The sequence below is a fragment of the Escherichia sp. MOD1-EC7003 genome (assembly GCF_002965065.1).
Taxonomy (GTDB): Bacteria; Pseudomonadota; Gammaproteobacteria; order Enterobacterales; family Enterobacteriaceae; genus Escherichia.
In genome coordinates, this window is sequence record NZ_PTRE01000261.1 from 1 (window position 1) to 4,598 (window position 4,598).

The 4,598-nt window shown below is 37.2% G+C and carries 3 protein-coding genes; all 3 read right to left on the minus strand.

The window, feature by feature from the left end; genetic code table 11:
- Positions 1-201 precede the first annotated feature (201 nt).
- Positions 202-1,608 (minus strand): NADP-dependent phosphogluconate dehydrogenase, encoded by a 1,407-nt coding sequence (gndA, locus tag A7090_RS24980; RefSeq protein ID WP_105275867.1) that lies wholly within the window; start codon positions 1,606-1,608, stop codon positions 202-204.
- Between the two features lie 436 nt (positions 1,609-2,044).
- Positions 2,045-3,190 (minus strand): glycosyltransferase family 4 protein, encoded by a 1,146-nt coding sequence (locus A7090_RS24985; protein ID WP_105275868.1) that lies wholly within the window; start codon positions 3,188-3,190, stop codon positions 2,045-2,047.
- 1 nt (position 3,191) lies between these two features.
- Positions 3,192-4,106 carry a glycosyltransferase family 2 protein gene (locus A7090_RS24990; protein ID WP_157941503.1) on the minus strand — a complete coding sequence of 305 codons (915 nt, stop codon included), beginning with the start codon at positions 4,104-4,106 and terminating at the stop codon, positions 3,192-3,194.
- Positions 4,107-4,598 lie beyond the last annotated feature (492 nt).

The window sequence follows — 4,598 nt, forward strand, 5'->3', positions numbered from 1 at the left end:
TCACAAGCTTATGCTTATTACATGCAAAACGTCCCGTTTTGCATCTTTGTGCCTACGGCACACCGTGATCTTTCCCTGAGCATGATCTCCTGTTGCTGAAAAATCAAGCACTTTCAATGATTACGGGTATATAAGATAATTGGCAAAAAAAAGCCCGGCGCAATATATGCCGGGCCTCAATTTATTGTCGGTTAAATCAGATTAATCCAGCCATTCAGTATGGAACACACCTTCTTTATCAATGCGCTTATAAGTATGTGCACCGAAATAGTCACGCTGTGCCTGGATCAGGTTCGCAGGCAGAACAGCAGCACGGTAGCTGTCATAATAGGCAACCGCAGCGGCGAAGGTTGGAACAGGAATACCGTTCTGTACCGCATAAGCGACGACATCGCGCAGCGCCTGCTGATAGTCATCGGCAATTTGCTTGAAGTAAGGAGCCAGCAACAGGTTAGCGATCTGCGGATTTTCGGCGTATGCATCGGTGATTTTCTGCAGGAACTGCGCACGGATGATGCAACCAGCACGGAAAATCTTCGCGATTTCGCCGTAGTTCAGATCCCAGTTGTACTCTTCAGACGCGGCGCGTAGCTGAGAGAAGCCCTGAGCGTAAGAAACGATTTTGCCCAGATACAGCGCACGGCGAACTTTTTCGATGAACTCAGACTTGTCACCTGCTGGCTGCGCTTGCGGACCAGAGAGAACTTTAGATGCGGCAACACGCTGATCTTTCAGGGAAGAGATATAACGTGCAAACACAGACTCGGTAATCAGCGACAGCGGTTCGCCGAGATCCAGAGCGCTCTGGCTGGTCCATTTACCGGTACCTTTGTTAGCCGCTTCATCAAGAATCACATCAACCAGATAGTTACCGTCTTCATCTTTTTTAGTGAAGATGTCTTTGGTGATGTCGATCAGGTAGCTGCTCAGTTCACCGTTATTCCACTCGGTAAAGGTCTGTGCCAGTTCTTCGTTGGTGAGGTTCAGGCCACCTTTAAGCAGAGAATAGGCTTCAGCAATCAACTGCATATCACCGTATTCAATACCGTTGTGAACCATCTTCACATAGTGGCCTGCACCATCGGCACCAATATAGGTAACACATGGCTCACCATCTTCAGCCACAGCGGCGATTTTAGTCAGGATCGGTGCAACCAATTCATAGGCTTCTTTCTGGCCACCAGGCATAATGGAAGGACCTTTCAGCGCGCCCTCTTCACCACCGGAAACACCGGTACCAATGAAGTTAAAGCCTTCGGCAGAAAGCTCACGGTTACGACGAATGGTGTCCTGGAAGAAGGTATTACCACCATCAATGATGATGTCGCCTTTATCGAGGTATGGCTTGAGGGAATCAATAGCAGCATCCGTGCCTGCACCTGCTTTCACCATTAACAGGATGCGACGAGGCGTTTCCAGAGATTCAACAAATTCTTTCACCGTATAGTAAGGAACCAGTTTCTTGCCTGGATTTTCGGCAATCACTTCTTCCGTCTTTTCACGGGAACGGTTGAAAATAGAGACGGTATAACCACGGCTTTCGATGTTGAGCGCAAGGTTGCGCCCCATCACAGCCATACCGACTACGCCGATCTGTTGCTTTGACATTGTTTACTCCTGTCAGGGGGTGGTAGTCACCCAGGGAAAGATCATGATAACTTTAATTTAAATGTTAATTTATGAATTTAGCAATAACACAACATTAACCTGTAAAATTTAATGCAGAGTTGCATTTAAAATGTTGTATTTAGCATGCTAAATATACAGTTTCTGATTGTATTTTATCCTTTACTCAGGTGTGTACAAAAAACATACTTTTCATGCTCTCACCCTGGTGGTAGTCACCGTGCCAGATTGACACACGTGTAGCATATAAATATGATAAATAACATATGCTTATTTATCATACTTATATTATATATAATTCTTCCATTAGTAATCCCAGAATTAAATCAACTTGAAGTATAAGTTAATTTAGAAATATGCCTCAAGAATCGATGAAAAAGATGTAAAAACAATTTGGGGTTTATAACATAGACATACTTTACACGATCTTATTTAAATATAGTTTTTCTATCTTTTGAACTCTACTTGTAATATTATAGTTAATCATCACGTCAAGACGCGAGTTTTTTCCAAGGATAGTTCTTAATCTTGAATCCTGAATAAGTAGTTTTAATTTATCATGTAAATCATGCCAATTTAAATTCAAATCAAACAATAGTCCATTATCGACTCCATCAATTATGTTGCGATTCCCTTGAATATTGGATACGACACAAGGAAGCCCACAACTTTTTGCTTCAAGAATAGCCAATGGCATACCCTCCCAAAGGGAAGGTAATACAAAGATATCCATAGCATTAAGTAAAATAGGTGTATCATTACGCCACCCCAATAATTGCACACTATCATGAAGTGCATTATCATTAATGAAGTCAACCATTTCAGCATATAATTCACCATCACCAATAAAAATACATTTTACTTTTTTATTTCTTTTAATAAGTTGTGAAATGGCCTTTAATAAACAAAGTGGATTTTTTTGTGGCCAAAGACGCCCTATCATCCCAATTACAATATCATCATTGCATATATTGTTTATATTACGCCGGCAAAACTCCTTATCATTTTTATCGTATGGTCTGAATTTTTCCGTATCAACACCATTACTTATTATTAATATTTTATCCTTACCGTTCTTAAGTATGGTTTGTGCTATTTTAGCATCATCTTCATGCAAGCAAATTATTACATCACCACAAAGAGAACCAATTTTTTCCATTAAATAAAATAATAACTTTTGTAATTTATTTTTAGCAGCAGGAAAGGAAAACCCATGGACAGTATGTACTATCAGTTTCGTACGATTCATCCACGCAGCAACTCGTCCTAGCACCCCAGTCTTAGATGAATGGGTATGAACGATATCAAAATTATGTTGCTTAATAAGTTTCCATAAATACCAAAGTGCTTTAGCATCATTTTTTAACGATATCTCTCTAACAAGAGATTTCACAAATAAACATTTTATCCCATATTTTTGCGCTTCAATTGTTAGGGGGCCCTCTTCTTTACATATCAGATACCTATCAAATGTCCTTGGATCAAGACGAATTAATTCGTCCAGGCAAACTCGTTGAACACCACTTAATAGTGGAAGAAGTTGTATGTGAGCAATTTTAATCATATCAAAACTTATACTTACAAGGCCCAAACTTACCAGAAACGCCGTCCTTAAATGCAACGACAGTATATTTAGTGAATCTTTTCTTATCTGTACTCGTTGCAAACCCAATGAGGACTCTTAAAATATTGAAGATAGTTTCACGAATTTTATATCCAATAGGAACATAAGGTAATCTCAGCATTTTGAAACTATTCCGAACAAGATAATAACGTCGCAATGGACTATGACAAGATATAGTACGTCCAAAAAAAGAAATACGTTTATCACCAATGGAGTGAGCCATAGAAGACTTGGAAGTAATGAATAATTTATAGCCGAATTTTTTTGCACGCAGTGACCATTCAACATCAATGTAATCTATAAAAAGATCCTCAAGCATATATCCTATATGTTTTATAACATCCATATTAATCAAGCATCCTGATGCTATCAGAAAGGTTGCCTCAACTGGTCGTTCACCAAGCATAACTTTTCGTATGAATGGACCACAGTATAAAGTGGCCGGATAAATTTTATTATTCTCAGGGTCATAAAAGCTGGGACCAATTGCTGCAATTTTATACCCTTCATTTTTTAACTTTATTTCCTCATTAATTAAATTCACAACAAAATTGGGTTCTATGATGCTATCCTGATCAAATAAAATTATATGTGTCGAATTTAGTATATCTTTTGCATATTTAATACCGATATTTTGTGCTGCTGCCAACCCTATATTATTCTCTTGGGGCAACACTATTATACCATTTGACTGATTTAGAAAAGATCCGAATTCCTGTCTATTTTTGGATGAATTATCAACAACAATAATATTTTGTATTTGTGAAGATAAAGAGTCTATTACTTTATGAAATATATTTAATTCCGGATTGAATGTAACAAGAATCGCTGTTACAGATGGAACTTCTGATGACACAATACATTCCTTCTTATCATCTAATTTAAAATTTAATAATTGGATTAACATAATAGTAAGCTATGAATCGATGTGCTGAAATTAGCCATAGAACCGAGAACAGTGCTCTTCTAAAAAAAAACAGTCTTAAATCGGAATGGAAAATATTTTTGAACTTTTTAGTATATAGTAATGCGATAATAACAAAAGGGCTTAGGGAAAATAGCTCATACAATCTTATTGATATAACCGGAGAAAATGAAAATACAGATAAGAGTATTACACTTGAAATATAAAGAAATGAAAATAAATTATATTGCTTAAAATCAAAATCATTATTGGTATTATAAAGATTAAGCCTCCTGCCAAGAAAAAAATTCATTATGAAAAATACAACACCAAATACAGAAGTAAATGAAAACTTATTTACCTGTGTATTATCGGAATTATATAGATATAATGTAAATAATGGATTAACACTCTCCAATATATTTGAATGTTGTTGTAAAAGTA